The 17433-nt window shown below is 68.6% G+C and carries 16 protein-coding genes and 1 pseudogene; 10 read left to right on the top strand and 7 right to left on the bottom strand.

Annotated features, from left to right (window positions below; all coding sequences use genetic code 11):
- Positions 1-103: 103 nt before the first annotated feature.
- Together AC6EUL_RS12970 and AC6EUL_RS12975 are read left to right on the top strand one after the other, a co-directional pair.
- Positions 104-724: a hypothetical protein gene (locus AC6EUL_RS12970; RefSeq protein ID WP_499870494.1), complete on the top strand. Its 621-nt coding sequence runs from the start codon at positions 104-106 to the stop codon at positions 722-724.
- A gap of 330 nt (positions 725-1054) precedes the next feature.
- Positions 1055-1207, top strand: coding sequence for a hypothetical protein (locus AC6EUL_RS12975; RefSeq protein ID WP_200917569.1), 153 nt, complete (start codon positions 1055-1057; stop codon positions 1205-1207).
- 27 nt (positions 1208-1234) lie between these two features.
- On the opposite strand, the gene AC6EUL_RS12980 is transcribed toward AC6EUL_RS12975, so the two are convergent.
- Positions 1235-2134, bottom strand: coding sequence for a metallophosphoesterase family protein (locus AC6EUL_RS12980; RefSeq protein ID WP_499870561.1), 900 nt, complete (start codon positions 2132-2134; stop codon positions 1235-1237).
- A 100-nt stretch (positions 2135-2234) separates the two neighbouring features.
- Positions 2235-2735: pseudogene (locus tag AC6EUL_RS12985) on the bottom strand (VIT1/CCC1 transporter family protein); the annotation flags it as partial.
- A 317-nt stretch (positions 2736-3052) separates the two neighbouring features.
- On the opposite strand from AC6EUL_RS12985, the gene AC6EUL_RS12990 reads away from it, so the two are divergent.
- The 4 genes from AC6EUL_RS12990 to AC6EUL_RS13005 all read left to right on the top strand — a co-directional run bounded on the left by AC6EUL_RS12990 (position 3053) and on the right by AC6EUL_RS13005 (position 8728).
- Positions 3053-3829 (top strand): lysophospholipid acyltransferase family protein, encoded by a 777-nt coding sequence (locus AC6EUL_RS12990; RefSeq protein ID WP_499870496.1) that lies wholly within the window; start codon positions 3053-3055, stop codon positions 3827-3829.
- A 5-nt stretch (positions 3830-3834) separates the two neighbouring features.
- Positions 3835-5142 (top strand): 3-deoxy-D-manno-octulosonic acid transferase, encoded by a 1308-nt coding sequence (locus AC6EUL_RS12995; RefSeq protein ID WP_499870563.1) that lies wholly within the window; start codon positions 3835-3837, stop codon positions 5140-5142.
- Positions 5143-5152: 10 nt separating this feature from the next.
- On the top strand, positions 5153-6163 hold the full coding sequence (gene lpxK, locus AC6EUL_RS13000; RefSeq protein WP_499870498.1) for a tetraacyldisaccharide 4'-kinase: 1011 nt from the start codon (positions 5153-5155) through the stop codon (positions 6161-6163).
- A 402-nt stretch (positions 6164-6565) separates the two neighbouring features.
- The gene (locus AC6EUL_RS13005) at positions 6566-8728 is read left to right on the top strand and encodes a TonB-dependent siderophore receptor (protein WP_499870500.1); all 2163 of its coding nucleotides are present in this window, start codon (positions 6566-6568) and stop codon (positions 8726-8728) included.
- Between the two features lie 223 nt (positions 8729-8951).
- Here the strand turns inward: AC6EUL_RS13005 and AC6EUL_RS13010 are convergent, their stop codons facing one another.
- Entirely contained in the window at positions 8952-9173 is a 222-nt protein-coding gene (locus AC6EUL_RS13010; RefSeq protein ID WP_499870502.1) for a DUF2093 domain-containing protein, read from the bottom strand.
- A 164-nt stretch (positions 9174-9337) separates the two neighbouring features.
- Between AC6EUL_RS13010 and AC6EUL_RS13015 the strand changes: the two genes are divergently transcribed.
- Genes AC6EUL_RS13015 through deoA form a run of 4 tightly spaced genes read left to right on the top strand, consistent with a single transcriptional unit; the run spans position 9338 to position 12693 of the window.
- Positions 9338-9805 carry a cytidine deaminase gene (locus AC6EUL_RS13015; protein ID WP_499870504.1) on the top strand — a complete coding sequence of 156 codons (468 nt, stop codon included), beginning with the start codon at positions 9338-9340 and terminating at the stop codon, positions 9803-9805.
- Positions 9806-9809: 4 nt separating this feature from the next.
- Positions 9810-10640 carry a purine-nucleoside phosphorylase gene (locus AC6EUL_RS13020; protein ID WP_499870506.1) on the top strand — a complete coding sequence of 277 codons (831 nt, stop codon included), beginning with the start codon at positions 9810-9812 and terminating at the stop codon, positions 10638-10640.
- Positions 10640-11383: a deoxyribose-phosphate aldolase gene (gene deoC / locus AC6EUL_RS13025; RefSeq protein ID WP_499870508.1), complete on the top strand. Its 744-nt coding sequence runs from the start codon at positions 10640-10642 to the stop codon at positions 11381-11383. Before AC6EUL_RS13020 ends, deoC begins: the two co-directional genes overlap by 1 nt.
- Positions 11380-12693, top strand: coding sequence for a thymidine phosphorylase (gene deoA, locus AC6EUL_RS13030; protein ID WP_499870510.1), 1314 nt, complete (start codon positions 11380-11382; stop codon positions 12691-12693). Before deoC ends, deoA begins: the two co-directional genes overlap by 4 nt.
- A gap of 42 nt (positions 12694-12735) precedes the next feature.
- Here deoA and AC6EUL_RS13035 read toward each other — a convergent pair whose 3' ends face one another.
- The 4 genes from AC6EUL_RS13035 to dnaK form a co-directional block, all read right to left on the bottom strand.
- The gene (locus AC6EUL_RS13035) at positions 12736-13065 is read right to left on the bottom strand and encodes a hypothetical protein (protein ID WP_499870512.1); all 330 of its coding nucleotides are present in this window, start codon (positions 13063-13065) and stop codon (positions 12736-12738) included.
- Positions 13066-13187: 122 nt separating this feature from the next.
- The gene (locus AC6EUL_RS13040) at positions 13188-13823 is read right to left on the bottom strand and encodes a class I SAM-dependent methyltransferase (protein WP_056213738.1); all 636 of its coding nucleotides are present in this window, start codon (positions 13821-13823) and stop codon (positions 13188-13190) included.
- A 178-nt stretch (positions 13824-14001) separates the two neighbouring features.
- Positions 14002-15162: a molecular chaperone DnaJ gene (dnaJ, locus tag AC6EUL_RS13045; RefSeq protein WP_499870514.1), complete on the bottom strand. Its 1161-nt coding sequence runs from the start codon at positions 15160-15162 to the stop codon at positions 14002-14004.
- A 155-nt stretch (positions 15163-15317) separates the two neighbouring features.
- Positions 15318-17231 carry a molecular chaperone DnaK gene (gene dnaK, locus AC6EUL_RS13050; protein WP_056213744.1) on the bottom strand — a complete coding sequence of 638 codons (1914 nt, stop codon included), beginning with the start codon at positions 17229-17231 and terminating at the stop codon, positions 15318-15320.
- Positions 17232-17433 lie beyond the last annotated feature (202 nt).

Below are 17433 nucleotides of genomic sequence, written 5' to 3' on the forward strand. Positions count from 1 at the left end.
GGGGCGCCGGTGGCGGATCCATCCCGCGTGGTCACGCCGCCCGCCCGGGACCCTGTTCAACGACCGTCACCATGATCGTTTTCCCGTCCGGGTCTCCGCCCCCATGTCCGCTGCACCCATCTCCGCCGCTCCCATCCCAGCCGCTCCTATGCCCGCTGCCGCCTCCCCCGTCCTGTCGCCCGTGATCGATCTCGCGCTCGCCCGGCTGCCCGTCCGTCACGGGGGCGAGGCCTCGGACCCGCGCGAGACGGAAAGCCCCGTGCGGAGCGGCAGCCAGGCACTTGCCCTGGTGCCCGTGCCGGCGATCACGCACACCTCGGAACTCGGCGCCACGACCCTGCGCCTGGTCGAGCACAGCATGGAGACGATCCAGGCTCTGCACGAGCGGGTCGATACGATCTCGGCCCAGGCGCGGGACCTGATCCGCCTCACCCACCGGGAGCGGGTCGAGCAGCAGGCCGAGCTGGATCGGGCCCGCGCCGAGGCGTCCGCCTGGCGGCGTCAGGCGATGGAACTGGAGATCCGGATGCGCGAGGCCCAGCTGCGCGTCCGCGAGGCCGAGATGGCGCGGCGCGAGGCGGATCAGGCCGCCCTCGATGCGCGGGAGCGGGCCCGCTCCGCCGAGGGCGAGGTCCAGGATCTGGAAGCCTACCTGCGCAAGATCAGCGACTACCTGCAGGCCAATCTCGGACGAGTCCCGGGCCGGCCGTCGCGCGACGCCTGAGGGTCGGGCGGCGGCGTCGCGCCTCAAAAGAATCAGGTCCGGCGACGAGTCCGCCCGCGGTGGGGGCCGAGGCGGCCCAGGATGGCCGGAACGGGCCCGGCGGGCCCCCGCCTTCCCCCGGAGATCATGGTGCGGCGCAAGCGTAGCCATTCGTTGAGAAGGCTCGGGGATTTCGTCCGCTGAACTGATATACCAAGATGTTCGCTGCATCGCGGGATCGATTTGTCGCGTCTAGCGCCGCCGAGGACTTGCGTAGTCTGAACCCACCGTTAATGTTTCCCCTCCGCCGAAATCATATCGCGTCTAACCTTTTTTGACGGGGTGACAGCCATGTCCAACGTGATTCGCGTGAAGCCGACGCATGACGGCACCTATACGGTCTACCGGGGCGAGGCCGTGCTCGTCAGCGGCCTGACCCGCCTGCAGGCGGAGCGCTACGAGGCCAGCCTCGCCGCCCAGGCGAAGGTGCTGGAGGACGCCTGAGCCCTGAGATCCCGAGGCGGCGACGCCTCAGGAGCGGGCCAGCGGAAGGGCGCCGAGATCCGCGATGGTTCCGGACTCGGTCAGGCCCCGCTCGATGCCCGCGACGGCGTAGCCCGTCGCGCGGCGCGTGATCGTGTAGAGGTGGTAGCTCGCGCGGTGATGCCGGGCATCGCCCCGGGCCGAGGCCGAGGCGGCCCCCACCACCGGAATCGACGTCCCCCCCGGCCCGGGCACGAACGCGACGCTGCGGACGTGGTTGTGCCCGTGCAGGATCAGCTCCGCCCCGGCATGGGCCACCATGGCGGTGAACGTCCCCGCATCCTTCAGCTCACGCCCGGACGACGTGCCGCCGGGATGCGACGGGTGGTGGATCATCACCACGCGGAACGGCGGCTCGGGTTCGGCCCCCAGCGTCCGCAGCAGGGCCTCGGTGGCGGCGATCTGCTGCGGCCCGAGGCGGCCGCTCGCCATCAGGGGCTTCGTCGGCACCGCCGAGGACAGGCCGATCAGGGCCACCGGCCCGCGCCGGCGCAGGTACGGGAAATGCCCGTGCGTGCCGTCGTCGCCCGCCGTCCAGGCGCCGCAGGCGAGGAGCAGGCCCTCGAGGGAGCCGCGCACGTAGGCGTCGTGGTTGCCCGGCACGAAGCTTACGGTCTCGGGCGTCCCCAGGGCTTCCAGGAAGACCTTCGCGGTCGACCACTCGCTCGGCAGGCCGATGTTGCAGAGGTCGCCGGTGCAGGCGACGTGGTCGTGCCCCTGCGCCTGGAGGTCGGCCACCAAGGCGGCCAGCACCTCCATGTCGTGGGCGTCCTTGCGGCCGCGCTGCCAGTTCACGTAGCCGGTGGCCCGCTTGCTCAGAAGCTGGCGCAGGCGCGGGCGTGTCAGCGGCCCCACATGGGGGTCGGTCAGGTGGGCGAGGCGGAACATCATCCCCCAATGCGCGGTCGATGATCGGGATTTCGCGCCCCGCATCGCCCCATCCGGGGCCGGGGGTCAACCCTCGCCTTCCGAATCCGCCCGCCGTCCCTCAGGCGCTCCCGATGGCGATGCCGGCGAGGAGCACCAGGGCGCCCCCGAGCACGACCTGCAGGGCCGCGCGCCAGAACGGCGTCGCCATGTAGCGGGTGCGGATCGCCGCGATCGCCAGCAGCTCCACCACCACCACCAGGATGGCCAGGGCCGTCGCGACGCCGAAGGCGTTCGGCCAGGTGGAGGGGATCGCGTAGGGCAGCGTGTGGCCGAGGCCGCCCACCGTGGTCATCACCCCGCAGACGAGGCCGCGCATCCAGGGTGTTCCGCGCCCGGTGATCTGCCCGTCATCCGAGAGCGCCTCGGTGAAGCCCATGCTGATCCCGGCGCCGATGGAGGCGGCGAGCCCCACCAGGAAGGTGGCGCCGTTGCTGTGGGTGGCGAAGGCGGCGGCGAAGATCGGCGCCAGGGTCGAGACAGAGCCGTCGATCAGCCCGGCGAGCCCCGGCTGGACGTAGCGCAGGACGAAGGCGCGGTGCGCCTCCGCCGCGGCGGCATCGATCGCGGCCATCGGCTCCGGGGCGCCCTGGGCGGGGGAGATCATCATCATCGCGCGTCCTGTCCTGATGGGCTCCCTTCGGAGCGCGTTCCTCTTTGGACTCATTCCAATCTATTGCTTGGAACGACTCCAAACAAGCGCCCTGCGCCGGGTTTCGCCCCCGAAACGGCGGATTCGGCCGCCACAGCGCCGTTGCGCCGGCCGCGCGATCGGAGCTAGACAGCCGCCTGCCCGTCCGGCGCGCCGCGCGGGACGGCTCCGCGGACATCCCCTCCTCGACGGCATCGCCGGTCCGTCGGCGACGCGAAAGCGACGTGATGAGCCTCGTCAAACGCATCGGCCGCGCCCCGGCGGTCCAGCAGGCCCTCGGCATCCTCGCGGGCGGCTACCTCCGCCTCGTGCGGCGCACCAACCGCTTCACGGTGGAGCCGGCCGCGCCGGATGCCTGGCTCGACGGGCACAGCCCCTTCATCGCCGGCATGTGGCACGGCCAGCACACGATGATCTCGTTCATGCGCCGGCCGCACGACCGGATCGCCACGATCATCTCCCGGTCGGCCGACGGCAACATCAACACCATCGCGCTCACCCGCATGGGCGTCCGGGTGATCCGGGCCTCGGGCGCCCGCGGCCGCGTCCTGCGGGACGCCCGGGCCAAGGGCGGCGCCGAGGGCCTGCGCGCCATGCTGCGGGCCCTGAAGGACGGGGAGAGCGTGGCCTTCAGCGCCGACGTGCCGAAGGTCTCGCGCCGGGCCGATGCCGGCATCCTCACCCTGGCGCGCTTCTCCGGCCGGCCGATCATCCCCGTGGCGGTGGTGACGAGCCGGCACTGGCGCTTCGACAGCTGGGACCGGGCCTGCCTCGGTCTGCCCTTCGGCCGGGGCGCGATGGTGTTCGGCGAGCCCGTCTTCGTGCCGCGGGACGTGGAGCCCGAGGCCCTGGAGGCCCTGCGCCGGCAGCTCGAGGCCGAGATGAACCGCGTCCACGACCGCGCCTACACCCTGGTCGGCCGGCCCGACCGGGTCGGGCCCCACGACCGCGTCGGCCATCCCGACCGCGTCGGGGCGGACGGCCGGGTCGGGGAACCGGCGTGAAGGCGATGGCGAAGGCCCCGCCCCTCACGGCGCTCCTGCGGGCCTACCGCACCGGTCTCTATCTCGGCGAACCGGCGCTGGTGGGGCTGCTCGGCTGGCGCGCCCGCCGGGGCAAGGAGGATGCCGGACGCCTGGCCGAGCGGCGCGGCCTGCCGGGCCGGGCCCGGCCCACGGGCCGCCTCGTCTGGATGCACGGGGCCAGCGTCGGGGAGGCTCTGTCCCTGGTCGGCCTCGTGGACGGCATGATCGCCCGCGGCTTCTCGGTGCTGGTGACGACGGGCACCCGCAGCGCCGCCGACCTGATCGGGCGGCGCCTGCCCGCCGGGGCCGTGCACCAGTACATGCCCCTCGACGCGCCGCGCTGGGTGGACCGCTTCCTCGCCCATTGGCGGCCCGACCTCGCCCTCGTCGCCGAATCCGAGATCTGGCCGAACACGGTGCTGGGCCTGCACCGGCACGGCATCCCCCTCCTCGTGGTCAACGGACGGATGTCCGAGCGCTCGTATCGGGGCTGGGCCCGCACCCCCCGGACCGCCGAGGCGCTGCTGGCCCGCATCGCGATCTGCCTCGCCCAGACCGACGCGGATGCCGACCGCTTCCGCCGCCTCGGCGCCCCCCGGGTCAGCATCGCGGGCAACCTGAAATACGATTCCGAGGTGCCCCCGGCGGATGGCCAGCAGCTCGCCCACCTGCGCGACCTCGTGGGCGACCGGCCGGTCTGGGTCGCGGCGAGCACCCATCCGGGGGAGGACGCCATGGCGGCCCGGGCCCATGCCCGCCTCAAGGAACGCTGGCCGCGCCTCCTCACCATCGTGGTGCCGCGCCATCCCCATCGCGGCGGCGACGTCGCCGCCTGCGCGGGGGCCGAGGGCCTGACCAGCGCCCGGCGCGCGCAGGGCGGGCGCCCCCATGGCGGGGTCGAGCTCTACGTCGCCGACACCCTGGGCGAGCTCGGCCTGTTCTATCGCCTGGGCCGCATCGTCTATCTCGGCGGCTCCCTGGTGCCCCATGGCGGCCAGAACCCGATCGAGCCGACCCGCCTGCGGGCCGCCGTGCTGCACGGGCCGCACATCCACAACTTCACCCAGGTCTATGCCGCCCTGGACGAAGCCGGCGGCGCCCTGACGGTGACCGACGCCGACGCCCTCGCGAAAACCCTGGACGCCCTCCTGGCCGACGGCCCCCGCATCGCGGCGATGAGCCGGGCGGGGGAAGCCGCGCTCCAGCCCTTCGAGGGCGCCGTCGCCCGCACCCTGGCGGTGCTCGATCCCTTCATCGCCCAGATGACGCTCCGGGCGATGGCGGCCCCGTGAGCGCCGGCTGATGCGCGCCCCCGCCTTCTGGGACGCAGGCCCCGGCCATCCCGCCGCCCGGTGGCTCGCGCCGTTGAGCGCCCTCTACGGCCGGCACACCGCCGCGCGCATGGACCGGCCCGGCGCGAAAGCCCCCTGCCCCGTCCTCTGCGTCGGCAACTTCACCCTGGGCGGGGCCGGCAAGACCCCCACCGCCCTGGCGCTCGCCGCCCACCTGCGCGCCCTCGGGGCGAACCCGGCCTTCTTGACCCGCGGCTATGGCGGGCGCCTCGCAGGGCCGGTGCGGGTCGATCCGTCCCGCCAGACGGCCGAAGAGACCGGCGACGAGCCCCGGCTCCTGGCCCGGGCCGCGCCGACGATCCTGTCGCGGGACCGCCCGGCCGGCGCCGCCCTCTGCGTCCGCGCGGGCGCCGACGTCATCGTCATGGATGACGGCCTGCAGAACCCGAGCCTCGCCAAGACGCTCTCGCTCGCCGTGGTCGATGCCGGCGCCGGCCTCGGCAATGGGCGGCCCTTCCCGGCCGGTCCCCTGCGGGTGCCCCTGGCCCGGCAATGGCCCCACATCCACGGCCTCGTGCTGATCGGGACCGGAGACCGGGGCGAGGCCGTGGCGGCGGCGGCGCAAGCCCGCGGACTCCCGGTCCACCGCGCCCGCCTGATCCCCGGCGCCGACCTGACAGGCCGCCGCGTCTTCGCCTTCGCGGGCATCGGCCGCCCCCAAAAGTTCTTCGCAACCTGCGTAAAGGCCGGCGCCACCCTCGTCGGAACCCGCGCCTATCCGGACCACCACCCTTACGGCCCCGCCGACGAAGCCACCCTCGCGGCCGAAGCCACCCGCCTCGGCGCCGACCTCGTCACCACTGAGAAGGATTACGTCCGCCTCTCCCCCCTCTTCGCCGCCCGCGTCGCGGTGCTGCCCGTCACTTTGGCGTTTGCCGATGAGGGGGTTTTGTTAGGGCAGTTGCGGGGGTTGGGCGATAGCAAAGATCAAGTCGGATCTTTGAAAGAGTTTCTCGCCTGACGCCCAATTCGATCTGCAGTTCGAAGCGGACAGGTCACTGACGACCCCAGGCGATTCTACGGACAACTATGAGCACTTCTTGAAAGCAGCAATCCGTCGGGGCGTCCAGCGGATGCGCTGTTCGTCAGAAGTACGCAGGCGGGATGCCGCCTCAAACCGGATGCAACACAAATGGAACTGCTGGCCCGCCGAACGACCTCGATCGCTGTCACGCGTATGCAACACATCTCCTGTGAGACGCGACAGATTATAACGCTTCTAGACCAAGGCTAAGGTATATTTGAATACCTCGAAACTAGACGTGTGTGCACGGAAACCCGCAAGCTTGACCGCATGTGTTTCTGGACCGTAACGGACCGAATTGATTCAAGTTGGTTTGCGTGCGTGAACGTGTCGAGCAAAATGCCCAAGAGAACCACTACGCTGGCCTCGTCCGCTGCTTTCGTGCTTCTGGCGCAATCGGGTTCGTTAGTCAGCCTCGGGCCCAGTTTGGCCGTAGCTCAGCTCGCCGCAGATGCTTCGCAAGAGGTTCAGCTCGACGAACTTTCGGTGGCCGGCTCCGGAGCGTCTGCGGGCGGAACAGCACGCAAGGTCGATGGCTACCTTGCACGGGACAGCGTCAGCGCAACCCGCACCGACACGCCGATACGCGAGGTGCCCCAGACGGTCGTCGTCGTGCCGGATCGGGTTCTGCAGGACGCCGCCGCGACGCGGGTCGACACCGCCCTCGATCTTGCCGGCGTCGGCCGGGCCAACAATTTCGCGGGCCTTGGCCTGACGGAGTTCACCATCCGTGGCTTCAATACGGGCGAGTACTACCGCAACGGCTTCCCAATCAATCGGGGCTACCCGCCCTCGCCGGACGTGGTCTCCATTGAGCGAATCGAGGTGCTGAAGGGTCCGTCTGCCTTCCTATACGGACGCGGCGATCCCGGCGGGACCTTCAACATCGTCACTAAGCAGCCATTGGCCGAGCGAGCCCTTGCGATCGGCACGCAGTTCGGAAGCTTCAACCAGAAGCGCAGTACCTTCGATGCGACTGGCGCCCTCGACGAGCAAGGCCGGGTGCTCGCTCGCATTACGGGCGCCGTTGAGGACAACGGAAGTTTCCGCGACTTCGTACACGGCGACCGCTTCTACCTCGCTCCCGTCATCGCCTGGAAGCCCACCGCTGACACCACGATCACTTTGGAGGGCGAGTTCGCCAGCACGACGGCGACCTTCGACCGGGGCGTCGTGCCGATCAACGGTAACATCCGCGCCCTGCCGCGCAACCGCTTCATTGGCGAGCCCGGCATCCCGCCGGTGCGCAACGATAACGCCCTTGGCCAGCTGCGCATCGAGCACAAGCTCGATCAGGACTGGGTGGTCACTGCCGGCGTCCAGGCGCTGGGTGGGAAGCTCTTTGGCGACGGCGTAGGCGCCATGAATGTCCTCAGTGATGGGCGTACCCTACGCCGAACCTTCGAGCATCGCGACTTGAGTTGGTCGGATCTCGACCTGCAACTCAACCTCGCGGGCAAGTTCGAGACCGGCCCATTCCGCCATACTCTGCTGATGGGCTTGGAGTACGACACGTACCGCTATCGCGAGATCTTCGACCGCTCGAACGCAAACCTCTTCCCCTTCATCCTCGACCTCCTCTCGCCCCGCTACGGGCAATCCACCCGCCCTCCACTCACTTCGATCACCAACTTCCTGCAGAACACCGAGAGCTTCGGTGGCTACGTTCAGGATCAGATGGACCTCACCCCACGCCTTCATGCCCTTCTGGGCGTGCGCGTGGAGAATCTAGGCCTCGTTTCCACCGACTACCGCACCGGCCGCACCACGAGCCTGCAGGATACGGTCGCGACCCCGCGCTTCGGCCTCACCTACGATCTCACCGATGAGGTCTCGGTCTACGGCAGCTACGGCCGTTCCTTCCTGCCGAATACCGGCACGGATCGCTCGGGACGCCCCTTTGCTTTCCAGCAAGGCGAAGGCTACGAGGTCGGCGCCAAGCTCAGCCTACTCGACGGGCAACTGAGCGCCACGGCGGCTCTGTTCGACATCCGGCGCACCAACGTCCTCACGGCCGATGCCGTCGATCCAAACTTCAGCGTGGCGGCGGGCGAGGTGCGCAGCCGGGGCTTCGACCTGACCGTTGCTGGATATCTGGCACCCGGCTGGCGGGTGATCGGCACCTATACCCATGCGGATGCCTCCGTGAGCCGCGACAACACGCTGCCCGTGGGCACGCGGATCGCCAACATCCCTGCCGACACCCTCGCCCTGCAGAGCGTCTACGAGTTCCAAGGGGCAGAATTACGGGGGCTTGGTCTTGGTGGTGGCGTGACTTATGTCAGTCAGCGCAAGGCTGGCACCGCCCTCTCGACCTTTCGTCTGCCGGACTACACGATCTTAAGCCTGATCTCGTACTATTGGATCACTCCGCAGGTGCGGGTCTATCTCAATGTCGACAACCTACTCGACACGAACTATTACGACCGCGCCTTCCAGAACCGCTACGCTACACCGGGTACGCCGCGCACGATCATGGGCGGTGTCGCAGCACGCTTTTGACCTTTATCGTTGCCAAGAAGGGGCCTCTGAAACGGATCACCCATCTGTTTGGCGTCTACGACCACTGTAATGCCTGAACCGCCGGTAAGCGGACCAGCGAAAATCCGCCCAAGCTGGTCGTACGAGGCAATCCGATGTTAGGGCTGCACCCGCGGTAGCCTTCATCAAATTCGTATGTGCAGAACCTACCCGGTCTCTGACCTATTAATTGCGCGAAAATCCCCTAATCCGGACGTCCCGTCTCGGCGAGGCGCTGCATCGCCGCCTCGGGGCTGGCATAGGCCTCCTGTCGGGTCGCGCTCCAGTAGCGCAGGGCATCGAGGGGGATCGCCGCGCCGGTCACCGCGCAGCGCACGAAGCTGCCGGGCTTGATCACCCGCATGGTGCCGTCGCCGTACTCCACCACCGCCTCGCCGGAGGCGCCGCGCTCGAAACGTCCCAACATGGTCCCCCGCCTCCCGGCTCGTCTCCCGTTCGCCCCGTCTTAGGAGCCCGGGGGCGCGCTGTCGATGCATCCACCGCGCCGGCCCTCGACAGCCCCGCCCCTTGGTGCCTAAGTCGCGGGATGCCGTGCCGTGTCCCGCCCCGATGATCCCGGAATCCACGACTTTGGACGCCAAGATTTCGGACGCCAAGATTTCGGACGTCGTGAGTCCGGACCTGTCCCGCCTGTTCGCGGCCGCCCGGGCCGCGCAGGGGCGCGCCTACGCCCCCTACTCGCGCTTTCCCGTCGGGGCGGCGCTCCTGGACGAGTCGGGCGCCCTCCATGCCGGCTGCAACGTAGAGAACGCCGCCTATCCGGTGGGGACCTGCGCCGAGGCCGGCGCCATCGCCGCCATGGTGGCCGCGGGCGGCCGGCGCATCGCCGCCCTGCTGGTCCTCGGCCCGGGGCCCGGCCTCGTCACCCCCTGCGGCGCCTGCCGGCAGCGCATCCGCGAATTCGCGGGTCCCGCGGTCCGGGTCCACGTCGCCGACCCGGCGGGCCTGCGCGCCGCCTTCACCGTCGGGGCCCTGCTGCCCGACTCCTTCGGCCCGGACAACCTGGGCGCCGCTCCCGGGGGGACCGATGGGGGATGAATCCTTGCGTGAACCGGAGCCGGGGGTCCAGGCCGCCGCCGGTCTGCTGCGCGCGCAGGGGTTCGGCGGACCCTTCGCCTGCGCGATCGTCACCGGCACCGGACTCGGCGGAATCGTGCGTGACCTCGACACGACCCTCTCGGTATCCTACGGGCAAATTCCGGGGTTTCCGGCCCCGGGCGTGAGCGGCCATGGCGGCCGCCTCCATGCCGGGACCCTCGCCGGACGCCGGGTCCTCGTCTTCGAGGGCCGCGCCCACGCCTACGAGACCGGCGACGCCGCCGTGATGCGGGTGCCGCTCGGCGTCGCGCAAGTTCTTGGAGCACAAGCGCTTCTCCTCACCAATGCCGCCGGCTCCCTGCGGCCCTCCGTCGGCCCCGGCAGCCTCGTGGCGCTCACCGACCACCTCAACCTCTCGGGCCTCAACCCGCTGATCGGCGAGGCCAGCGACGCCCGCTTCGTGCCCCTGGTGGGCGCCTACGACGCCGCCCTGCGCGCCCATCTCCTTGACGCGGCACGGGAATCCGGCGTCGCCCTGCACCAGGGCGTCTATGCCTGGTTCGCCGGACCGAGCTTCGAGACCCCGGCGGAAGTCCGCATGGCCGGCCTCCTCGGGGCCGACCTCGTCGGCATGTCGACGGTCCCGGAGGTCATCCTCGCCCGTTTCTACGGCCTGCCCGTCGCCGCCCTGTCCGTTGTAACCAACCTCGGCGCCGGGATCGATGGCGGCGATCCCCACCACGCGGAGACCAAGGCCGTCGCCGCCCGGGCCGGCGACGCCCTCGCCCGCCTGGTCGCCGCCTTCGTCGCCCGCCTGCCCGCGAGTGCCCCCTGATGACCGACGATGCCTCCATCGCCCGGCGGGCCCTGCCCCTCCTCGACCTCACCGATCTGAGCGAATCCTGCTCAGAGATCGCCATCGACGCGCTCTGCCGCGACGCCCGGGCGAGCGCGGTCGCCGCCGTCTGCGTCTGGCCGCACTACGTGAGCCGCGCCGCCCGGCTGCTCGCCGGCACGCCGGTGCGCGTCGCCACCGTCATCAACTTTCCCGCCGGCGGCGACGACATCGAGCGGGCGGTGGAGGATACGACCGAAGCGCTGGCCGATGGCGCCCACGAGATCGATCTCGTCCTGCCCTACCGCAGCGTCCTCGCCGGCGAGACCGGCACGGCGCGCGCCATGCTCGCCGCGATCCGCGACGTCTGCGACGGCGCTCGTCTGCTGAAGGTCATCCTGGAGACCGGCGTCCTGGCGACCCCGGACGCCATCACGGCCGCGAGCCGCCTCGCCATCGAGGCCAGGGCGGATTTCCTCAAGACCTCCACGGGCAAGAGCGCGGTCTCGGCGACCCCGGAGGCCGCCGAGACCATGCTCCGCGCCATCCGGGACCACGCGGGGGGGCATCCCGTCGGTCTCAAGGTCTCGGGAGGCCTGAAAACCGTCGCGGATGCGGGCGCTTACCTCGCCCTCGCCGATCGCATCATGGGGCCGAACTGGGTTTCTCCCCGCACATTTCGCCTCGGCGCCAGCAGCCTGCGCACGGCCTTGGTCGCGGCCTCCGCCGAGCCCGGCCGATGAGGCTGCCCCAGGAACTCATCCGCACCAAGCGGGACGGCGGCGCGATCCCGGCCGAGGACATCGCGGACTTCGTCGCGGGCCTGACGGACGGGCGGGTGACCGAGGGGCAGGCCGCTGCCTTCGCCATGGCGGTGTTTTTCCGCGGCCTGTCGTGGTCGGAGCGCGTGGCGCTGACCCGGGCGATGACCCAGTCCGGCACCGTCCTGCGGTGGGACCTACCCGGACCCGTCCTGGACAAGCATTCGTCCGGCGGAGTGGGGGACGCGGTCAGCCTCGCGCTCGCACCGATGGTCGCGGCCTGCGGCGGCTACGTCCCGATGATCTCGGGACGCGGCCTCGGGCATACCGGCGGCACCCTCGATAAACTCGCGAGCATCCCGGGCTACGACGCGATGCCGGGCCTCGACCGCTTCCGGAGTGTGACCGCCGACGTGGGCTGCGCCATCATCGGACAGACCGCAGACCTCGCGCCCGCGGATCGGCGCCTCTACGCGATTCGGGACGTGACGGGCACTGTCGAGTCCCTCGACCTGATCACCGCCTCCATCCTGTCCAAGAAACTCGCTGCCGGTCTCGACGGCCTGGTGATGGACGTCAAGGTGGGCTCGGGCGCCTTCATGGCCGAGCGCCCGGAAGCCGAGGGTCTTGCGCGGAGTATCGTCGATGTGGCGGGTGGTGCGGGCCTGCGTACGGTGGCGCTGATCACCGACATGGACTCGCCCCTCGCCTCGGCGGCCGGAAACGCCCTGGAGGTTGCCTATACCCTCGACTATCTCACCGGGCGCTGGTGCGAGCCGGCCTTCCACGCCGTGACGATGGCGCTTGCCGCCGAGATGCTGGTGGTCGGCGGCCTCAGTTCCGACGTCGCGGACGCTTCTGCCCGCCTGGAGAACGCGAGAGCGTCAGGCCGCGCGCTCGAAGTCTTCGCCCGGATGGTCACTGCGCTCGGAGGGCCCGTCGACCTCGTCGAGCGGACCGGGCGCTACCTGCCAAAGGCGCCGATCACGCGCGCGATCGCTGCGAAGACGGACGGCTACGTCGCCTCGATCGCGACGCGAGATCTGGGCATTGCGGTGATCGGTCTCGGTGGTGGTCGAACCCGCCCGCAGGACGACATCGATCCACGTGTCGGCTTCACCGGGCTGCCCCGTATCGGAGCTCGGATCGAGCAAGGCCAGCCGCTTGCGATGGTCCATGCAGCCGATGCAGCCTCCGCCGAGCGAGCCGAAGCCGCTTTGCTGGCGGCCTACCGCATCGACCCGACACCCGTGGAGCGAACGCCTGCGGTCCTGGAGCGGATCGCGGGATAGGCAGGCGCCGGCTCTTCGGTGAAGCACCGGAAGCCGGAGCGGTCAGTAGTCGTAACGTCCGCGACCGTGGTGATGGTGACGACGCCCTTCCCAACCGCGGTAATGATCCCAGCCGTGATCGCGATGCCCCCAGCCAAAATGCCGGCGGCGGTGACCATAGCCGCGGTCCTCGTGATGGCGGCGATGATGGCCCCAATCACCATGCCCGCCCCAGTACTGCACCGGGGTGATTGCGGTTTGCGGATCCCCGTGGACCAGCGCCACGAGGGGCAAAGCCTGCGCATTCGTCGCGAGTGCGAAGCCGCCGGCGAAGCTCATCACGGCGAACAGAGTTCTCATTCCCCGCAAAGAAACTGCGCGCAAGGTGATCATCGTGAAGCTCCTGTCTCGATTGCCAAGGCGGGTCTCGCCCTCGGCATCCGGGATAGTGCTCTGGCACTGAACGCGAACTGAGACCTCTCTTCAGCCTGCGTTCGGAAATTCAACGATCGCCCTCAGGGTCGGCGATAGACCCAGACACGCGCCGGCGGAAGATTGAGCCAGACTCGGTTCGAACGACTGGCCGTGTAGGTGCCGGCATCGCACCGGGCCGGGATCGGCGGGACCACCGCGTACGTGAACTGCACGAACGGCGCACTCGGATGCATCATTTCGTGGGCGGCGTTCAAGAGATCGAGACGTTGCTCCAAGGGCTTCGTGAAGAGCGGAAGGCTTGAAACCATCGCCGCCGCCTTCTCCGCCAGCATCGTGCCGAATGTTTCGCGAATGTTGTAGGCGTCGCCGCGCAAGATCGTCGCGCGGGGAAAGCGCTTCTGCAGCAGCTTGCAGAAATCCGGATTATACTCGACCAGGATCAGGCGCTCCTGCTCAACGCCACGCCGGATCAAAGCCTCGGTGACGGGTCCCGTCCCAGGTCCGAGTTCAATTACAGGGCCGGTGATGCGCGGATCGACGTAGGAGGCCATCGTGCGGGCGAGCATCTTGCCAGACGGCGTCACAGCGCCAGTGACGAGGGGACGCTCGAACCAGGAACGCAGGAATCGCGCCTCGTCCTCCAGCGGATCCCGCCGTGTACGGTTGGCACCGGAAGCGAGGTCGGCTTTTGCGCTGGAGCGGCGTAGCGGCGGCAAGACCCTATGTCCTCAGATCACGGGTTGGGAGGGAAAGGCTAGACGACGAAGCTCTCCGGCAGTCAAGCTTGCAAACATCGAACCCGCCGGGGCGCACACAAGGATCGTGCAGGCGGTGCTCGACCGCCACATGCGATAACCGTGGCCGAACGGTTTTGATCCGAAGGATATTGCAAGTCTATGTCCTGGCTACCCCACCGAGCCCGTCGAAGAAATCCTTGACCTTGGAGAAGAAGCCCGCGCTCTCCGGATGGTTCTCGTCGGAGGCCGACTGATCGAACTCTTGGAGCAATTCGCGCTGGCGCTTCGAGAGGTTCTGCGGCGTCTCGACGAAAACCTGGATGTAGAGGTCGCCGACGTCGCGCGATCGCAGCACCGGCATGCCCTTGCCCTTGATACGGAATTGCTTCGCCGTCTGGGTGCCGGCTGGGATACGGACCTGGGTTTGCGAGCCATCGATCACCGGCACGGTGATTTCGCCCGAGAGCGCCGCGGTCACCATGGAGATCGGCACGCGGCAGAACAGGTCGGCGCCGTCACGTTGGAAGAACTCGTGCGGCTTGATCGAGAGGAAGACGTAGAGGTCACCCGCCGGTCCGCCGCGCAGGCCTGTCTCGCCTTCGCCGGCCAAACGGATCCGCAGGCCGTCGTCAACGCCGGCCGGTACGTTGATGGCGAGGGTCCGTTCGCGCGTCACGCGGCCTGCGCCGCTGCAGGCGCTACAGGGATCGTCGATCACCTCACCGCGGCCGTGGCAGTTCGGGCAGGTGCGCTCGATGGCGAAGAAGCCCTGCGCCGCACGCACGCGGCCATAGCCACCGCAGGTCTGACAGGGACGCGGCTTCGAACCGGCCTTGGCACCGGAGCCGGAGCAGACCTCGCAGGTGACCGAGGTCGCCATTTTGATGGTCTCGGCCTTTCCACTGAACGCCTCTTCGAGGGAGATCTCGAGATTGTAGCGGAGGTCGGCGCCGCGTTCGCGTGCCGGGCCGCCGCGCGTGCCGCCACGTCCGCCGCCAGCGCCGGCCCGGCCATCACCGAAGAAGTTGTCGAAGATATCCGACATGAAGTCGCCGAACTCGTTTCCGAATCCGGGACCGCCGCCGCCACCCTGCTGGAATGCGGCGTGGCCGAAGCGGTCGTACGCGGCACGCTTTTGACCGTCAGACAGGCACTGATAAGCCTCGTTGATTTCCTTGAACTTGAGCTCGGCCTCTGCATTCCCCGGATTGCGATCCGGGTGATAGCTCATGGCGAGCTTACGGAAGGCGACCTTCATCTCGCCGTCAGTCGCGGTCTTGGAGACGCCTAGAATCTCGTAATAGTCCCGTTTCGACATTCCCGTCCTCAAAGTCCCCGGCGCTTCGATCCGACTGGACCGCACCGTCCCCATCAAACGCCGGTGCGCCTGAAACGCGGCTGGTTCCGCTCATCGGGACAAGCCGAACATGGCTCGGGGCCGGATCGCTCCGGCCCCGTCTTCAGATGTAGGCGTTATGCCCGCTTCTTCTGGTCCTTGTCATCGACTTCCTGGAAGTCGGCGTCGATGACGTCGTCCTTCTTCGCCTCACCGGTGCCGGCTTCGGCCCCCGCCTCACCGGCTTGGTTGGCGGCGTACATCGCCTCGCCGAGCTTCATCGAAGCCTGCATCACGTCGGTGGTGCGGGCCTTGATGACCTCCACATCGTCCCCCTCGAGGGCGGTGCGGAGCGCGGTGATGGCCGTCTCGATGGCGCCCTTGTCGTCCGCAGTGACCTTGTCGCCGTACTCCTTCACCGACTTCTCGGTGGCATGGATCAGGCTCTCGCCCTGGTTCTTCACCTCGACGAGTTCGCGGCGCTTCTTGTCCGCCTCGGCATTCGCCTCGGCGTCCTTGACCATCCGCTCGATATCGGCGTCCGACAGGCCACCCGACGCCTGGATGCGGATCTGGTGTTCCTTGTTCGTCGCCTTGTCCTTGGCCGTGACGTTCACGATGCCATTGGCGTCGATGTCGAAGGTCACCTCGATCTGCGGCATGCCGCGCGGCGCCGGAGGAATGCCCATCAGATCGAACTGGCCGAGCAGCTTGTTGTCGGCCGCCATCTCGCGCTCGCCCTGGAAGACCCGGATGGTCACCGCGTTCTGGTTGTCCTCGGCCGTCGAGAAGGTCTGGGACTTCTTCGTCGGGATCGTGGTGTTGCGGTCGATCAAGCGAGTGAACACGCCGCCCAGGGTCTCGATGCCCAGCGACAGCGGGGTCACGTCGAGGAGCAGCACGTCCTTGACGTCGCCTTGGAGCACACCGGCCTGAACCGCCGCGCCGATGGCCACGACCTCATCCGGGTTGACGCCCTTGTGGGGCTCCTTGCCGAAGAAGGACTTCACGACTTCCTGGATCTTCGGCATGCGGATCATGCCACCGACCAGCACCACCTCGTCGATTTCGGAGGCCGAAACGCCCGCATCCTTGAGCGCCTTGCGACAGGGTTCGATGGTGCGCTGGACGAGATCGTCCACGAGGGATTCAAATTTCGCTCGGCTGAGCTTGAGCGCGAGGTGCTTTGGACCCGTAGCATCGGCCGTGATGTAGGGCAGGTTGATCTCGGTCTGTGTCGCTGACGACAGCTCGATCTTGGCCTTCTCAGCGGCTTCCTTCAGGCGCTGGAGGGCGAGCTTGTCCTTCGTGAGGTCGATGCCCTGCTCGCGCTTGAACTCGCTCGTCAGATACTCGACCACACGGTTGTCGAAGTCCTCGCCACCCAGGAAGGTGTCGCCGTTGGTAGACTTCACCTCGAATACGCCATCACCAATCTCAAGGATCGACACGTCGAAGGTACCACCGCCGAGGTCGTAAACTGCGATGGTGCCGGCCTTCTTCTTGTCGAGGCCGTAGGCGAGGGCCGCCGCGGTCGGCTCGTTGATGATTCGCAAGACCTCGAGACCGGCGATCTTGCCAGCATCCTTGGTGGCCTGACGCTGGGCATCGTTGAAGTAAGCGGGTACCGTGATGACGGCCTGCGTCACCGGTTGACCGAGATGCGCCTCGGCCGTCTCCTTCATCTTCTGCAGGGTGAAGGCGGAAATCTGCGAGGGCGAGTACTTCTTGCCGTCCGCCTCGACCCAGGCATCGCCATTGTCGCCGCGAACGATCTTGTAGGGGACAAGACCCTTGTCCTTCTGCGTCATCGGATCGTCGTAGGTCCGACCCACGAGACGCTTGATGGCGAAGAAGGTGCGCTCTGGGTTCGTGACCGCCTGACGCTTGGCGGGCTGGCCCACGAGCCGCTCGCCCTCGTCGGTGAATGCGACGATCGACGGCGTGGTGCGTGCACCTTCCGAATTCTCGACGACCTTGGGCTGCGTGCCTTCCATGACGGCCACGCAGGAATTCGTGGTGCCGAGATCGATACCGATTACCTTACCCATGGTGGGATCCCTCTGTTGTCGTTTGGTCAAGCAGACCGCCGAGCCCCGAAGCAGCTCGGCCCATGGCTTTGCAAAACTGACTGTGTGAGAACGGGCTTGGACACCGGTTCGCGCCCCGGAACGGTGCAGAGCCGGGTCTTAATCCCGCGTCTCGGCCGATATAAGAAGGGTGTCGCGAGGCCGCAAGGCAGAGCCCGGCGAG

The sequence above is a fragment of the Methylobacterium sp. 001424705 genome, assembly GCF_059816145.1.

Bases quoted from the DNA above. Each gene is read 5' to 3' on its own strand.
- AC6EUL_RS12970 (WP_499870494.1), top strand. From the start codon at position 104: ATGTCCGCTGCACCCATCTCCGCCGCTCCCATCCCAGCCGCTCCTATG.
- AC6EUL_RS12975 (WP_200917569.1), top strand. From the start codon at position 1,055: ATGTCCAACGTGATTCGCGTGAAGCCGACGCATGACGGCACCTATACG.
- AC6EUL_RS12980 (WP_499870561.1), bottom strand. From the start codon at position 2,134: ATGTTCCGCCTCGCCCACCTGACCGACCCCCATGTGGGGCCGCTGACA.
- AC6EUL_RS12990 (WP_499870496.1), top strand. From the start codon at position 3,053: ATGAGCCTCGTCAAACGCATCGGCCGCGCCCCGGCGGTCCAGCAGGCC.
- AC6EUL_RS12995 (WP_499870563.1), top strand. From the start codon at position 3,835: ATGGCGAAGGCCCCGCCCCTCACGGCGCTCCTGCGGGCCTACCGCACC.
- lpxK (WP_499870498.1), top strand. From the start codon at position 5,153: ATGCGCGCCCCCGCCTTCTGGGACGCAGGCCCCGGCCATCCCGCCGCC.
- AC6EUL_RS13005 (WP_499870500.1), top strand. From the start codon at position 6,566: ATGCCCAAGAGAACCACTACGCTGGCCTCGTCCGCTGCTTTCGTGCTT.
- AC6EUL_RS13010 (WP_499870502.1), bottom strand. From the start codon at position 9,173: ATGTTGGGACGTTTCGAGCGCGGCGCCTCCGGCGAGGCGGTGGTGGAG.
- deoC (WP_499870508.1), top strand. From the start codon at position 10,640: ATGACCGACGATGCCTCCATCGCCCGGCGGGCCCTGCCCCTCCTCGAC.
- deoA (WP_499870510.1), top strand. From the start codon at position 11,380: ATGAGGCTGCCCCAGGAACTCATCCGCACCAAGCGGGACGGCGGCGCG.
- AC6EUL_RS13035 (WP_499870512.1), bottom strand. From the start codon at position 13,065: ATGATCACCTTGCGCGCAGTTTCTTTGCGGGGAATGAGAACTCTGTTC.
- dnaJ (WP_499870514.1), bottom strand. From the start codon at position 15,162: ATGTCGAAACGGGACTATTACGAGATTCTAGGCGTCTCCAAGACCGCG.
- dnaK (WP_056213744.1), bottom strand. From the start codon at position 17,231: ATGGGTAAGGTAATCGGTATCGATCTCGGCACCACGAATTCCTGCGTG.